The organism is Methylocaldum sp. (assembly GCF_035627495.1).
GTDB lineage: Bacteria > Pseudomonadota > Gammaproteobacteria > Methylococcales > Methylococcaceae > Methylocaldum.
In genome coordinates this window covers 16,485-30,663 of record NZ_DASPLO010000187.1, presented here as the reverse complement: position 1 = coordinate 30,663, position 14,179 = coordinate 16,485, and the positions used below count along the sequence as shown (strand labels likewise).

Annotated in this window: 17 protein-coding genes; 3 read left to right on the top strand and 14 right to left on the bottom strand. The window is 60.4% G+C overall.

What is annotated here, in order from left to right; genetic code table 11:
* Positions 1-438: 438 nt before the first annotated feature.
* The 14 genes from iscX to VEB01_RS17485 form a co-directional block, all read right to left on the bottom strand.
* Positions 439-633 carry a Fe-S cluster assembly protein IscX gene (gene iscX, locus VEB01_RS17550; protein WP_324877688.1) on the bottom strand — a complete coding sequence of 65 codons (195 nt, stop codon included), beginning with the start codon at positions 631-633 and terminating at the stop codon, positions 439-441.
* A gap of 82 nt (positions 634-715) precedes the next feature.
* Entirely contained in the window at positions 716-1,399 is a 684-nt protein-coding gene (locus tag VEB01_RS17545) for a fumarylacetoacetate hydrolase family protein (protein ID WP_324877686.1), read from the bottom strand.
* A gap of 202 nt (positions 1,400-1,601) precedes the next feature.
* A complete protein-coding gene (locus VEB01_RS17540) occupies positions 1,602-1,823 on the bottom strand; it encodes a hypothetical protein (RefSeq protein WP_324877684.1) in 222 nt (73 codons plus the stop codon).
* Between the two features lie 146 nt (positions 1,824-1,969).
* Positions 1,970-2,740, bottom strand: a complete 771-nt coding sequence (locus VEB01_RS17535; protein ID WP_324877683.1) for an ankyrin repeat domain-containing protein — start codon at positions 2,738-2,740, stop codon at positions 1,970-1,972.
* A 44-nt stretch (positions 2,741-2,784) separates the two neighbouring features.
* Positions 2,785-3,048 (bottom strand): hypothetical protein, encoded by a 264-nt coding sequence (locus VEB01_RS17530; protein WP_324877682.1) that lies wholly within the window; start codon positions 3,046-3,048, stop codon positions 2,785-2,787.
* Positions 3,049-3,085: 37 nt separating this feature from the next.
* Positions 3,086-4,792, bottom strand: coding sequence for a nitroreductase family protein (locus VEB01_RS17525; RefSeq protein WP_324877680.1), 1,707 nt, complete (start codon positions 4,790-4,792; stop codon positions 3,086-3,088).
* Complete coding sequence (locus VEB01_RS17520; RefSeq protein ID WP_324877690.1) at positions 4,792-5,298, bottom strand: ArsC/Spx/MgsR family protein; 507 nt, start codon at positions 5,296-5,298, stop codon at positions 4,792-4,794. The genes VEB01_RS17525 and VEB01_RS17520 overlap by 1 nt, the downstream gene beginning before the upstream one ends.
* A 15-nt stretch (positions 5,299-5,313) precedes the next feature.
* The gene (locus tag VEB01_RS17515; RefSeq protein WP_324877678.1) at positions 5,314-5,643 is read right to left on the bottom strand and encodes a monooxygenase system ferredoxin subunit; all 330 of its coding nucleotides are present in this window, start codon (positions 5,641-5,643) and stop codon (positions 5,314-5,316) included.
* Between the two features lie 11 nt (positions 5,644-5,654).
* Positions 5,655-6,068: a GIY-YIG nuclease family protein gene (locus VEB01_RS17510; RefSeq protein WP_324877676.1), complete on the bottom strand. Its 414-nt coding sequence runs from the start codon at positions 6,066-6,068 to the stop codon at positions 5,655-5,657.
* Between the two features lie 18 nt (positions 6,069-6,086).
* Positions 6,087-7,007 (bottom strand): ADP-ribosyl-[dinitrogen reductase] hydrolase, encoded by a 921-nt coding sequence (gene draG / locus VEB01_RS17505; protein ID WP_324877674.1) that lies wholly within the window; start codon positions 7,005-7,007, stop codon positions 6,087-6,089.
* On the bottom strand, positions 7,007-7,822 hold the full coding sequence (locus tag VEB01_RS17500; protein ID WP_324877672.1) for an NAD(+)--dinitrogen-reductase ADP-D-ribosyltransferase: 816 nt from the start codon (positions 7,820-7,822) through the stop codon (positions 7,007-7,009). The genes draG and VEB01_RS17500 overlap by 1 nt, the downstream gene beginning before the upstream one ends.
* 23 nt (positions 7,823-7,845) lie before the next feature.
* The gene (locus VEB01_RS17495) at positions 7,846-8,430 is read right to left on the bottom strand and encodes a hypothetical protein (RefSeq protein WP_324877671.1); all 585 of its coding nucleotides are present in this window, start codon (positions 8,428-8,430) and stop codon (positions 7,846-7,848) included.
* Between the two features lie 9 nt (positions 8,431-8,439).
* On the bottom strand, positions 8,440-8,874 hold the full coding sequence (locus VEB01_RS17490) for a group II truncated hemoglobin (RefSeq protein ID WP_324877669.1): 435 nt from the start codon (positions 8,872-8,874) through the stop codon (positions 8,440-8,442).
* Positions 8,871-9,296, bottom strand: a complete 426-nt coding sequence (locus VEB01_RS17485) for a response regulator (protein ID WP_324877667.1) — start codon at positions 9,294-9,296, stop codon at positions 8,871-8,873. Before VEB01_RS17485 ends, VEB01_RS17490 begins: the two co-directional genes overlap by 4 nt.
* Before the next feature lie 744 nt (positions 9,297-10,040).
* Here VEB01_RS17485 and nifH point away from each other — a divergent pair.
* The 3 genes from nifH (at position 10,041) to nifK (ending at position 14,148) form a co-directional block, all read left to right on the top strand.
* Entirely contained in the window at positions 10,041-10,922 is an 882-nt protein-coding gene (gene nifH, locus VEB01_RS17480; RefSeq protein WP_324877665.1) for a nitrogenase iron protein, read from the top strand.
* Positions 10,923-11,026: 104 nt separating this feature from the next.
* Positions 11,027-12,487: a nitrogenase molybdenum-iron protein alpha chain gene (gene nifD, locus VEB01_RS17475; protein WP_324877663.1), complete on the top strand. Its 1,461-nt coding sequence runs from the start codon at positions 11,027-11,029 to the stop codon at positions 12,485-12,487.
* 101 nt (positions 12,488-12,588) lie between these two features.
* Entirely contained in the window at positions 12,589-14,148 is a 1,560-nt protein-coding gene (nifK, locus tag VEB01_RS17470) for a nitrogenase molybdenum-iron protein subunit beta (RefSeq protein WP_324877662.1), read from the top strand.
* Positions 14,149-14,179 lie beyond the last annotated feature (31 nt).

Sequence of the window (14,179 nt, the reverse complement as noted above, 5' to 3'; positions counted from 1 at the left end):
AAGGGTGAGCCGGAAAAGACGGGAGGCCAGTGGCCTCCCGTCCCGGCGAACGCCCGTACAGGACGTACGGGCCGGACTTTTCCGCGTAACAAGGACGCGGAGCGGAAAAGGCGAACCCCGGCCTTCGCCGCGATGCAGGATAGCATCGCCAAGAAGCGTGCGGCGACCGAGGCATAGGGACGTGCCTTCGGTCGCTCTCGGTGCCGGGCGAAACGCGCAGGATCAGGGCGTCCGCCGGGTAGCCTTTGGGTACTTTCTTTTGGCCACGCAAAAGACAAATTTGTCCGGAACAAATTTGGACAGCCAACGGCTGGCCCGAAGGGCGAACTCCAGGGACGGAGTTCGCAGCGTACCCCGCGTGCGGGGCGGTTCCCCGCTCCAAAACAATCGCCGCGATTAGCGGCACCTTGCTACCGCCACACAATAGCGAAAAATGTTCTAACTGACCTCGTCAATCCACGCCATCTGAACCGCTTCGAGGACCTTCTCATTGCATTTGTCGGCGCTGTCGTCAAAGCCGTCAAGGCTCATCACCCAATTCAGAAGATCGGTAAAGCGTACGTATTTGGGATCGACATCGGGATGCTGCTCGGTGAGTGCGATGGCGATGTCGAAGGTATCGCTCCATTTCATTTGGCTATTCCTCGCATGAAAGTTGATGAAGGACGGTATCCGCATAGAGAGGCGCGGGGCCGGGAAGGGCATCCACGCGGCACTACCCGATGGTAATGATCAAAGGCTCCAGCCCCGCGACGGTCGCTTCGAGGACATCGCCTTTGACTACCGGCCCAGTCCCGGCTGGAGTACCGGTAAAGATCAGATCTCCCGGACAAATCTCCACCAGCGTGGACAAATAGCTGATGGTCTCTGGCATTTTCCAGATCATGTGGGAGACATCGGCGCTTTGACGAACTTCCCCGTTTACCTTGAGTTCGATCTTGCCCTGGGCGATCACGCCCGCGTAAAACTCCGGGGTTATCGCCGAACAAGGCGCCGAATGATCGAATCCCTTGGCCATGTCCCAGGGCAGTCCCTTTTCGCGTGCGGCCAGCTGCACATCGCGCAGGGTCATGTCCAAGCCTACGGCATAGCCGAAGATGTAATCGTTGGCCTTGTCGATGGGGATTTGCGTCCCTCCGAGCTGCATGGCGACTACCAACTCCACCTCCGGCTGTAGATTTGCGGTTCCCGGAGGGTAGGGCAGGACCGAGTTGTTGGGCAGGATGGCATCGGCCGGTTTCATGAAGAAGAACGGCGGTTCGCGGGTCGGATCGACGCCCATTTCCCGCGCATGGTCCGGATAATTGCGACCGACGCAGAAGATACGCCGTACCGGAAAGGGGTTGCACGACATGGCCGGAAGGGTAACGATCGGCGCCGGAGCAAAAGCGTATTTCATGGCCTAGGAACCTCTTTAGCTAGCTAATAAGCGGGCCGCACCTTTAGGGCAGCCAGCCGGGTGAAAGCGAATGCTTGCAGTACAGCGGGTGTGCTTTATTGCGTTGCAAAATAACCATACTATTTGTGGTAGATGTATGCCCCGAAGTGCTTGGTGTGCACTTAGGTAAGTCCTTATTTTTTCAATCAAAAAGAATCCAAGATCAGGAGGCAACATGGTGCGTGAATTCTCGTATCGCGGAGAAACCTTCAGGGCCACGGTACACGGCCGTCCCGGCATCGAAGAGCTTTTCCTTATCCATATGATCGACGATGAAGAAGGTCCGGAGATTTCTCTGGACCGGTTCGAAGACCCCAACAACGACCCTTCCCAGAGTCTGAACGACAAGCTGGCGGCCTTGGCGGATCAGCTCATGCAGGAACACGGTCTGGCTCCATTGGACCCGGATGCGGGTTTTGCTTGGGCGGAGCCCAAGGCAGGGATACGGGCTGCACAGCGGCGTTCAGCATCACTCTGCCGAAGTTTAGGCCGGCCGGCGGAGCGACGCGCGTGCTTGGATGCATCGAAAGCTCAGCGCGTCGCCGCACGCAGCAGGTTCAAGCAATCCAGATTGGCGGCCATATCCTGGGCGGTGAAATCGTCCAGGGTTTTGATGCCGGTATCGGCACCGGCCGCCAATAACCGCGCGACCACAGCCGCCTTGCCGGTGGATGCGGCGTACATCAGGCAGGTGGCACCGTTGTCGTTCCGGTGGTCGACGGCGATTCTCCGCTCGATCAAGCGATCGATGACGCCCAAATTTTCACCGTAGCAGGCCAGCCAGAGGGCATTGTTGCCGTCGCTGTTGAGAGGCTCCAGGGATGCGCCGGCTTCGAGCAGTGCCTCCACGATGGCATCGTCGCCCAGCCGGCAAGCCTGCATGAGGGGCGTCATCCGGTTATCGCGGGTAGCCTCGATGTTGTCGGCCGGAAAGCCCTGATCGCTCAGCCAGCTGCGAAGGGCCGGGCTCAAGTCCCTGGAACCCGGCGCGGGGGCGGCGGCGCGCCAAGCCTCGTAGCCGTCGATGAGGTCGTAAACAAGCTTGAAGCCGAAATCCGCGAACATTTGGGCATAAGTCTGACTGGCGTTGCCGTGATAGCAATAGACCAGCACCGGCTGCGACTTCGGGGTTCTCAGGAGCACCCGCTCCAGGTTGGCGTCCGACAGATGCTGCGCGGCACCGATACGTCCCGCAGCGAACGAGGCCGGGTCGCGTACATCGAAAATCAAAAGGTTCGGCTGTTGCAGCAAAGCTTGTGTTTCGGCGACGTTCACCCGTCGCCAAGCGGTTTCCGAGGTCATGATATCTCCTCAATATACAAAGTATTTCGCCGGCGGCCGGCCGTTCACTCCGCATCCGGAATCGCCATCCAGCTGTAGCCGCCTTGATCCCATAGCTGGGCCAGCATTTGATCGGTGTTGTAGCTTGGGTATTGCGCTTTGACCGCGTCGTATTCCGTGAGAAACGCCGCGACATCGTCCCCCTCGAAATAAGCCGATGCCTGGTCCTCTTTGGAGCGAAGCACGTAAGCGGCGCCGTTTCCACAGGACAAAAGCGCGAATTGCGCGCCTTCCGCCACGACTATGACCGGTTCTTGCAATTCAGGCATCGTTTGAACCTCTAATGTTGTTGCTGCCATGGATGGATTAGTCCGAGTTACGTCCGCCGTAGGGCGGTAAGGTGAGTATCCGCGAGTCAGTGAGAGGAAAACCCACGGTGAAGTGATACAAGGATTGGAAGGGTCGATTCGGCGCTCCCGAAGCGACCGTTTGCGATTGGAAGGCCCGCCCGGAAAGCCCGAGCAGTTCGTGGAAGACATCGTCGAAATAGCAGCCGATGCCGGTTCCCCGGATGCCGATAGCCTCCGCCTCCAGATAGAGTACTTGCCCCAAGAGGCCCGCTTCCCAATACAACTGCCGGTAGCGCCACGGGGCGGCGGTGAGGGTCGCCTCGAACTCCGCCAGCATTCCTAAGGCGAAGGCGCCGTCCGCCCCGATCGCCTGATGGCAATTGACGGTTCTGGACAGTTTGCCGCAATCGGCCTCCGAGAGCCGGAAAAAGGGCAGATGTTCGGGGCAACCCGCGGGCTTGATCCAGTTGAACTCGCCGTGCAAGGCGGCTTTCAGACTGGGCTCGATAGCCGCGCGCCTCGGCAGGATATAGAGTCCCGGTGGGAGCCCTTCCACGCGATGCACGAAGAACACGGGGTGCAGACGCGGGGTAAAACTCCACGCGTCCCAGGGTGGCACGGGACGGGGCAGCAGGGCGTCCAGCAGCCCGTAAAAATCGGCGGCGCTCAAGACCTGGCGGCGGTCGAAATGTTGCGCGCTGCGCCTTTGCCGGATGAGGGCGGCGGCCGGTTCGGCGGAAAGACCCGGCCGCGGCGGATAGACCGCGGTTGCACCGGGCTCCGGGTCCATTCCGGGCGCTCGGGTCGCCTCCGCGACCTCGTCGATTACCGGCCAACGGTACATGGGATGAGGATCGAGCACGTTGGCCCGCCCGCTCCAGGCATTTCCCGCCGAAACAAGGTCCGTCGGATCGGATTCCGAAGCCAGGGGGTCGGTGATCAGTTCCAGCAGGAGCTCCGGTTCCTCCCGCTCGGCCCCGGAAAAATCCTCGTGCCGGTCGAGTCCGAGACCCGCGGAGAGTTCCGAAAAGCCGGCTTGGCTCACCCATCGCAGGCTCCAGCCGAGCGCGGCGGCGGCATAGCGCAACGCGCCCAGCGCGTGTCCGGTATCCAGTTGGCAATAGCGGAAGGCCCGCTCGCCGTATTTCCAGGCCTCCCGCCAATGGATCGAAGTCAAAGCCAGGAGCAGGCGTGGGGCCGTGGCCGGAAGCTGTTCCGCGGCGCTCCGGCAGCGCCGTTCCAGAACATGGTCCCGGCTGACATAGTGGTACACCCCGTCCGGAAGTTCCGGAACCGCCCGGCAGATGATGTAGCCTTCGGTCGGATGCAAATTGCCGCTCGACGGGTTGCAGCGCAAGGCCCATCGATCCGGCCCGTATTCCTTCCACGCCGAGAGCCCCAGGGACAGTTCGAGCAAGATCCCGATGGTTTCGAGCGACAAAGGCTGAGGCGCCACCACTCCCGGCTCGAACAGCGCGCCAAAGGACGTCGTCAGCCGGTCCGCGGCCAAGGGCAGTCGGACCTTGGGTGCGCCTTCGAAACAGCGGAACGGGTCGGGCTGGCTGTCCCAATCGAGGGTTTCCGGTCCCGCCGCATAGCGCTCCAGACGATGCTTGGTCCGCTCGTGATAGGCCAGCACCCGCGCCAAGCGGTCCGCTGCTGCGTTCACGGTTGCGCCGCCATCGGGCCCGGAGTATCCGCCGGTTTCGATCCGCGCGTCCATCAGGCGGTATCCTCCCGAGCCGGTGTCGGACAGTGTTCGGTGCGCCGGCACTGTTCCAGATTCGAGACTTCCGCTGCAGCCGGGGCCAGGCCGATCCAGCCATGGATGCGCTCGGCGTCGAAACCCGCTTCCCGACGATCGCCCACTTGCAGCAAGGGCCGCCGGATCAGCAACGGATCTTCGAGCATGAGCACCAGCGCTGTTCGTTCGTCGAGCGCTTCCGGCACGATCTCGCCCGATTTGACCCAGGGCGCCGCCCGGTTGAACCATTCGGATACCGGCCGCTCACCGAAGAATGCGCGCAGCTCGTCGGCCGTCCACCGGGTCTCCAGAAGATTGCGGACAATCAGCTCATGCCCGGCTTCCAAGAGCAGGCTTTTCTGCCGGGCGTTGTTGGCGCAGCCGGGCTTTTCGTAAAAGACGATGGTCGCCATGGATTCGCTCCGTTGTGTGGGAGAAATCGTAGGATGCGCTGAACGAAGAGAAGTGCATCGTTCGCGATTGATGCGCTTCTACTCCGGTTATCCGACGAAAATGGGCGTGACGCCGTCGGTATCGATCAGCACTTCGTCGCCCTCGATCTTCAAGGGATATTCGGCGAGCGTGCAGGGCTTGCCTTTGATGCACGTACCGGAGGCGCCTTCGAAAGCCCAATCGTGGTGCGCGCAGGTCAGGGTTTTGCCGTCGAAACGGGCATCGGCCAAGGGTTCCTTGAAGTGGGGGCACAGCCCTTGAAACGCCCGGGGTTGCACGCCTTGCGGCCACACCACCAGCATCAGGGTGCGGTTGACCGCCACCACTTCGTATTTGCCTTCCCGAAGTTCGTTCAAGTCGCAGGCTTTGGTAAACATGATGAAAATCCTCACACGGTAAATGATTTCGACAGAAAGCCGGCTTTGCCGGACAAGGTGAAACTGGTCCGATCGAACGGGAAGATCTGGACGTATTCGGTGTTTTCCGGCGGTTTGTGCTTGAAGATCAGCGCTGCGGCGCATCGTTCTAGTGTCTCCGCATCCATCGGGACGAAGCTGAAGCAGAGTTCTTCTCCGGTGTCGATATGGGATTCCCAATCAGCCTGCTTCACGTGATCCGCAAGGCTGTCCCGAACGTTTTCCGAGGCGCCGATATAGACGAGCTTCTGCGGCGAGCAGGTTTGCTTCTTGCCGCTGTAGATGCAGGTATAAACGCAATAGACGCCGGACCCCGCGGGTATGCCGCCTTTTTTCTTCTCTCTCCAATAGCCCTCGAACTCGATCGAAAAACTCAGGGTGCCCATGATTCCGTACTCTCGACATTAAGTGCTTTGTGAGGACAACCGGGCCCGGAATTCCGGCTGGCCGGCGATTCCGAGCAAGGCGTCGGTCTGCCGTTCGATGTGCCGCCTGATCTCGGCGTCGAGACTTTTCAGCCAGCGCTCGGGGATGCCGGAAACGCCGTAAGCTGCGCCCGCCAGCATGCCCGCAAGCGCCCCGGTGGTGTCGGCGTCGTCTCCGCGGTTTACGACCCCCGTGACACAGGCGGCAAAGGAATCGGTACCGAGGAAAAAATGCAGTACGGTTTGGACGGTATCGACGATGTAGCCGCTGGCCCGGCCGGGATAAGGTTCGAAGCCGAACACCGGATGGGCGTCGACCAGAGCCGCGGCTAACGGCCGGCAGTCTTCCGGCGAGCCGCCGCAAACCAGGCGTTGCACCATGTGACCCAGGGCCAGCGTGGCCGCGTCCGAAAGCGGATGATGGTGGGTGATGTGGCACTGCTCAAGCGTCCGCTGTGTGAAGGCTTCCGCATCTCCCAAGGTGGCCAGGGCCACCGGCAGGTTGCGCATGCAGGCGCCGTTGCCGGCATCCCCCGGATTCGGCGGCCCCGAGAGGCTCCCGTCCAGCATGTAGCGGCGGATGCCGCGCCGGCAGGTATTGCCCACATCCGGAGGTTTCCGCCGTAGCCACGCGGCGAAGGCTTCCGCCACCCCTCTGAGGTCCCAACCGCCGCTCTCGACGATGGCCCGGCCCAGGGCCAGGGACATTTCGGTGTCGTCGGTCACTTGTCCGGCCTTGAGTTTGAGCCAGCCGCCGCCAACGATTTTGTCGTGAACGCCATACCGATGCACGATTTCCCGGGGTGTCATGAACTCCACCGTGGCGCCCAGGGCATCGCCGATGGCGAGCCCGAGATATGCGCCCAAGGCGCGGTCATGGCGTGGTTCCGCGTTGTTCATCAGTAGTAGGAGGCGTTGACCCGATACTCGCCGCCGATCACGAGGTACTCCCACTCGCCCTTGAGCGGATGGCGGGGCAGGAGGTCATTGAAAAAGAATATTTTTGCCACGGGCACTTGCACCTCCAGGATAAAGTCGCCGAACTCGCAGGCCGTGTCCCGGTTGGCGCTGAACGACACCAGATTGTTGAGCCGGACCGTGAGCCAGCGGCCCTCGCGTGGGCCGATCAGTCGCTGCTCCTCGAAGCGATTCTCGCCGCGATACAGGGTCACGTGGCGCCGGGCCGGCACGCCGAAGCGGGCGATTGCCCATTGGCAGAATTCGTACAGCAGGTCGAGCTGGAGATTGATGCTGTTGTTGTGGAAGCGGCTCGACATCTTCTCTTCGATGTAGGCCATCCAGGCGGGCGAGGTGAATCGCGTCAAGGATTCCTTGTGGAAGGTCGGAAACAGCCCGAAACGGCTTTCCACCCAGCCCTTGAGCACCGCGCCCTGGGGATTGTTGGAATCGAAACCCCAGCCGCTCAAGAGCTTCAGATAGCTCGAGCGGAAACGGCGCGGTCCGGTGCCGTCCTGAACCGCGCGCGGCTCGCCGTTGAGGCCGAATAGCAGGTACATGTAATCTTGAAAAACCTCCGCCGCCGCTCGAGGATCCCCGGTTTCCTTCAGGCGATCGAACAAGCCGTAGTTCGCCTCCCGCACGCCGCTGATGTGCAGCGGCAGCGGGTGCTCGTTGAACGCGGTGCTGGCCAAGAGTCCCGTCGGGATACCCACGAGGTTGGTACTGTGGCCGATGCGGGCGATGTCTTGCGCCATGCAATGGCGGACTCCTGTTCCGTTTAAACAGGCCGATTCTCGGGGATCTTGATCGGTCCCATGATCTTCAAGCCTTCCTCGAAGCTGATCTCCGGAAATTTTTCGGTGAAATGGGCGGCGGCGTCGGCGACGACCTGCAGCTTGCCGGCGGTGTCGAGTTTTTTCAGATCGCCGCGATCGATGTTGAACAAATCCCGGAGTTCGTTGTACACCGTCGCCTCCTCCAGAGGCAGAACCCAGAAGGTGGTGCCGCCGTAGGCGATCTGATAACGCTCGGAAATATCCAGGTTGCCGGCGAAGAAGAAATACTTGCCTGTGGGCGACAGCTTGTCCCCCAGCACTTCGCACAAGAGCTTCAGATGCTCCAGGGACAGCGCCACGCCGGCCAGAAACGGAATCGTCGGTTCCCCGGCCTTGGCGACGATCATCACCTGATCGAAACGGATTTCGGGGGGGCGGGCCTCATCGCCGACTTGTTGCGCGAACTTCAGGGCGATTTCGCCCCGGAAGCCGAAATAACCCGGTTTGGTTTGGCCCTTGAAAACCGGGGACAGAAGGCGCTTTTCGGCGTCCAAACTGGCGAGCGGCGTTTCGGTGATAGTGGTCATAGCACTCCTTCAAGGTTGGTTGCGAAGAAAATCAGCGGTTTTGAAAAAGGAAGCGGCGAGCTGCGCCCGCACAGCGGTATCGGCCACCTGTTCTTCCAGAGCGCGGTTCATGCAAGCCATCCAGGCATCCCGCACGGCGGCGTCGATAGGGAAGGGCAGATGCTTCTGCCGGAGCCGCGGAGGACCATGGCGCTCGGCATACAGCGGCGGACCGCCGAGCCAGCCGGACAAAAACTGGAAAAGCTTCTCCTTTGCCGGGGCGAGATCCTCGGGATGCAGCGCCCGGATGGCACGCGCTTCGGGCAGCTCGTCCATCAACTGATAAAAACGCTCGACGAGCCGGCGCACGGCATCCTCCCCACCGATTTGCCGGTAATGGGGGTTGTCGAGCGCCGCGGGGAGCGTGACCGCCGTAGCCGGCGGAAGCGTGGGCGACTGCGTCACACCACTTGGACCGGAATGCTCAGTTTGACCCTGCGCCCGAGCTGCGCATCGACCTTCTGGCGCGTCTTCTCGATGGTCAAGGGTTTCGGCAGGATGGAATTCACGCCGTTCTTGAGACAATCCTTGGCCAGGGGATCGGTTGCGGAGTCCGCCACCAGGATGATCTTGAGGTCGGTAAGCTTAGAGCGGATCTCCGCTAGCACCTCGATACCCTTCTCCTGCACGATGCCTATCCCCAAGAGCAGCACGTCCGGTTTCCAGTCCCGCGCTTTGGCATAAGCCGCATCCAGACTGGATAACTCGTGGGTTTCGATTTCGTCGTGGAGCATGAACTGCAGGGCTGCGCTGGTAATTTCATCGCTGTCCACGACAAACACGCGCCTGTTGTCCACAGCCCTTTCACTGTCTACACCGATCTGCATGGGCTACTCCCAAAAAGTATTTTCTGATTTGGTGTAGCGCCCGCGATAGCGGGCGCTACCCGTCTTAGCCCCGTTAGGGCGCCTCCGAGCATCGCCGTCGTGGACCGGAACCGCCCATCGGGGCGCGCGAAGGATCGCGCGCGGCGACCGAGGCACATGGACGTGCCTTCGGTCGGCCCCGGTCCACGAGGGTGACGCGCAGGATGAGGGCGCCATTCGGGTGGCCTTTGGTTCCTTTCTTTTGGCCAAGCAAAAGAAAGGAACCCGCGTGCGGGGCGGCTCCCCGCTCTCAAAAAGAGTGGCCGCTCTTAGCGGCGCCTTTTGGATTAAAGCAATATCCATTCCATTGCCATCGCCCGCGCGCGAGGCGGCCGAAGTCGCTGATTTTCGGCCTATTAGACGGTTTGTCTCCGATCCGAACTGCTCCGGATCGTTTGTATCGTTCCTTACAAACCATATGGTTTTGTCCGGTTGGTAACATCTCGAATAACGCCATCGGCAGCACTGGCGATAGAGGATTGTCCTTAGTAAACAAACATATATCTCTCTCTTGATGTGTGTGGCACAGCCGTTGCTTAAATGTCCTCGGGCAGTATTCGACCATTCGCCGAAAGGAACGGCGATAAGCAAAAGAAAAAAAAGAAAAGCTCGCCGGTTTTGAGCCAAAAATTTTTTCTTTCGGCGGAATGCTACTGACCACGGACGTTTCATTGATCAACGTGTTTTTTCGACTGGAGATCCACCATGTCAAAACTGAGACAAATTGCTTTTTACGGGAAGGGCGGTATCGGCAAGTCCACCACCTCCCAGAACACCCTGGCGGCCTTGGCCGATCTGGGTCAGCGCATCCTGATCGTCGGCTGCGATCCGAAAGCCGACTCCACCCGTCTGATCCTTCACGCCAAGGCCCAGGACACCATCCTGAGCCTCGCCGCCGCCGCCGGCAGCGTCGAGGACCTGGAGCTCGAAGACGTGATGAAGGTGGGTTACAAAGACATCAGATGCGTGGAATCCGGCGGCCCGGAGCCGGGCGTCGGCTGCGCCGGCCGCGGGGTCATCACCTCCATCAACTTCCTTGAGGAAGAAGGCGCTTACGAGGACATCGACTACGTCTCCTACGACGTGCTCGGCGACGTGGTATGCGGCGGTTTCGCCATGCCGATCCGTGAGAACAAGGCGCAGGAAATCTACATCGTCATGTCCGGCGAAATGATGGCCATGTACGCCGCCAACAACATTTCCAAGGGCATTCTGAAGTATGCCAACTCCGGCGGCGTGCGCCTGGGCGGCTTGGTCTGCAACGAGCGCCAGACCGACAAGGAGCTGGAACTGGCGGAAGCCCTGGCCGGCAAGCTGGGCACCAAGCTGATCCATTTCGTGCCGCGCGACAACATCGTGCAGCACGCCGAACTCCGCCGCATGACCGTCATGGAATACGCGCCGGACTCCAAGCAGGCCGACGAGTACCGTCAGTTGGCCAACAAGATTCATAACAACTCCGGCAACGGCATCATCCCGACCCCGATCACCATGGACGAGCTGGAAGACATGCTGATGGAGCACGGCATCATGAAGCAGATCGACGAAAGCCAGGTCGGCAAGACCGCGGCTGAAATCGCGGCCTAAACGGGACGGGGTGCGGGAAGGCGCAGCCGGAGTCAGTTCCCTCGGCGTTCGCCCGCCCCCAACCTTTAACGTCATTCATCAACCGACTGAATCAGGAGGGCCAAATGAGCCTCACAGTTGAACAAACCAAAGAAAGAAACCAGGCGCTCATCAAGGAGGTCCTGGAGGTCTATCCGGAGAAGACCGCGAAAAGACGTGCCAAGCACCTCGGCACCTTTGAAGAAGGCAAGTCCGACTGCGGGGTAAAATCCAACGTCAAATCCGTGCCGGGCGTCATGACCATCCGCGGCTGCGCCTACGCCGGTTCCAAAGGCGTGGTGTGGGGCCCCATCAAGGACATGATCCACATCAGCCACGGCCCCGTCGGCTGCGGCCAGTACTCCTGGGCTTCGCGCCGCAACTACTACATCGGCACCACCGGCATCGATACCTTCGTCACGATGCAGTTCACCTCCGACTTCCAGGAGAAGGACATCGTCTTCGGCGGCGACAAGAAGCTGGAAAAGATCATCGACGAGATCCAGGAACTGTTCCCGCTGAACCATGGCATCACCGTGCAGTCCGAGTGCCCCATCGGTCTCATCGGCGACGACATCGAAGCGGTCTCCAAGAAGAAAAACAAGGAATACAACGGACACACCATCGTGCCCGTGCGTTGCGAAGGTTTCCGGGGCGTGTCCCAGTCCCTGGGGCATCACATTGCCAACGACTCGATCCGCGACTGGATCTTCGACAAGACGGGCGACAAGCATCCGGAATTCAAGACCACGCCCTACGACGTAGCCATCATCGGCGACTACAACATCGGCGGCGACGCCTGGTCTTCCCGCATCCTGCTGGAAGAAATGGGCCTCCGCGTGATCGCCCAGTGGTCCGGCGACGGCTCCCTGGCCGAATTGGAGAACACCCCCAAGGCCAAGCTGAACGTCCTGCACTGCTACCGCTCCATGAACTACATCTCGCGCCACCTTGAAGAGAAGTACGGGGTGCCGTGGGTGGAATACAACTTCTTCGGTCCCACCAAGATCGCCGAGTCGCTGCGCACGATCGCCAGCCATTTCGACGACAAGATCAAGGAAGGCGCCGAGCGCGTGATCGCCAAATACCAGGCGCTCAACGACGCGGTGATCGCGAAGTACCGTCCGCGCCTGGAAGGCAAGAAGGTCATGCTGTTCGTCGGGGGGCTGCGTCCCCGCCACGTGATCGGCGCTTACGAGGATCTCGGCATGGAGATCGTCGGCACCGGCTACGAATTCGGCCATAACGACGACTATCAGCGCACCACGCACTACGTCAAGGACGGCACGCTGATCTACGACGACGTGACGGGCTTTGAATTCGAGAAGTTCGTCGAAGCCATTCAGCCGGACCTGGTCGGCTCGGGCATCAAGGAAAAGTACGTTTTCCAGAAGATGGGCGTACCGTTCCGCCAGATGCACTCCTGGGATTATTCGGGCCCCTACCACGGCTATGACGGTTTTGCCATCTTCGCCCGGGACATGGACATGGCCATCAACAATCCTGTTTGGAGTTTGACCAAGACTCCCTGGAAGAAGGCGGCCTGAGCAAAAATTTAAACGTAGGGTGGGTTAGCGAAGCGTAACCCGCCAAACACACGATGGGTTAAGGCATCCCCGCCTAACCCACCCTACCTAGGAGCTAAATCATGACTCAGAATGCTGAAAAGGTGCTCGATCACTTCAACCTGTTCCGCGAGCCGGAATACGTGGAGCTGTTCGAGAACAAAAAGAAGGAATTCGAATTCGCGGAGCCTCAGGACAAACTGGAGGAAATCCGCGAGTGGACCAAGACCCCGGAGTACCGGGAGAAGAACTTCGCCCGCGAGGCGCTCACCGTCAACCCGGCCAAGGCTTGTCAGCCCCTGGGCGCGGTGTTCGCCGCCGTGGGTTTCGAAGGAACCATTCCCTTCGTGCACGGCTCCCAAGGCTGCGTCGCCTATTACCGCAGCCACTTCAGCCGCCACTTCAAGGAACCGTCCTCCTGCGTGTCCTCGTCCATGACCGAAGACGCGGCGGTATTCGGCGGGCTCAACAACATGATCGACGGGCTGGCCAATACGTACAACATGTACAAGCCCAAGATGATCTCGGTGTCCACCACCTGCATGGCGGAAGTGATCGGCGACGATCTTAACGCGTTCATCAAGACATCCAAGGAGAAGGGCAGCGTTCCGCAGGAATTCAACGTTCCGTTCGCCCACACCCCGGCCTTCGTCGGCAGCCACATCACCGGCTACGACAACGTGCTCAAGGGCATCCTCTGGCATTTCTGGGACGGCAAGGCCGGCACCGAGCCACCGATGGTCCGGGTCCCCAACGAGAAGATCAACTTCATCGGCGGCTTCGACGGCTACACCGTCGGCAACCTACGTGAAGTCAAGCGCATTTTCGAGACCTTTGGGGTTGAGTACACCATCCTTGCCGACAACAGCGACGTTTGGGATACCCCCTGCGACGGCGAATTCCGCATGTACGACGGCGGCACCACCCTGGAGGAGACCGCCAACGCTTTGCACGCCAAGGCGACCATTTCCATGCAGGAATATTGCACGGAAAAAACCCTGCCCTTGATCGCGGAGCATGGCCAGGAAACCGTCGCTTTCAATCATCCCGTCGGCGTGAAGGCGACCGACGCATTCCTGATGGAAATTTCCCGCATCACCGGCAAGCCGATCCCGGAAGCCCTGGAAAAGGAGCGCGGCCGTCTGGTGGACGCCATCGCCGACTCCACCGCCCATATCCATGGCCAGAAGTTCGCCATCTACGGCGATCCGGACCTGTGCCTCGGTTTGGCCGGATTCCTCCTGGAACTGGGCGCCGAACCGACCCACGTGCTGGCCACCAACGGCAACAAGGCGTGGGAAAAGAAGGTGCAGGAACTGTTCGATTCCTCGCCGTTCGGCAAGAACTGCCACGTGTACGCCGGCAAGGACCTGTGGCACATGCGTTCGCTCTTGTTCACCGATCCGGTCGACTTCCTGATCGGCAACACCTACGGCAAGTACCTGGAGCGCGATACCGGAACGCCTCTGATCCGCATCGGCTTCCCGGTATTCGACCGGCATCACCACCACCGTTATCCGGTGTGGGGTTACCAGGGTGCGATGAACGTTCTCGTATGGATCTTGGACAAGATCTTCGACGAGATCGACAAGAACACCATCGTGCCGGCCAAAACCGACTACAGCTTCGACATCATCCGCTAAGGCGGCGGGCGGTTGGCTTGAATCGGGTCAA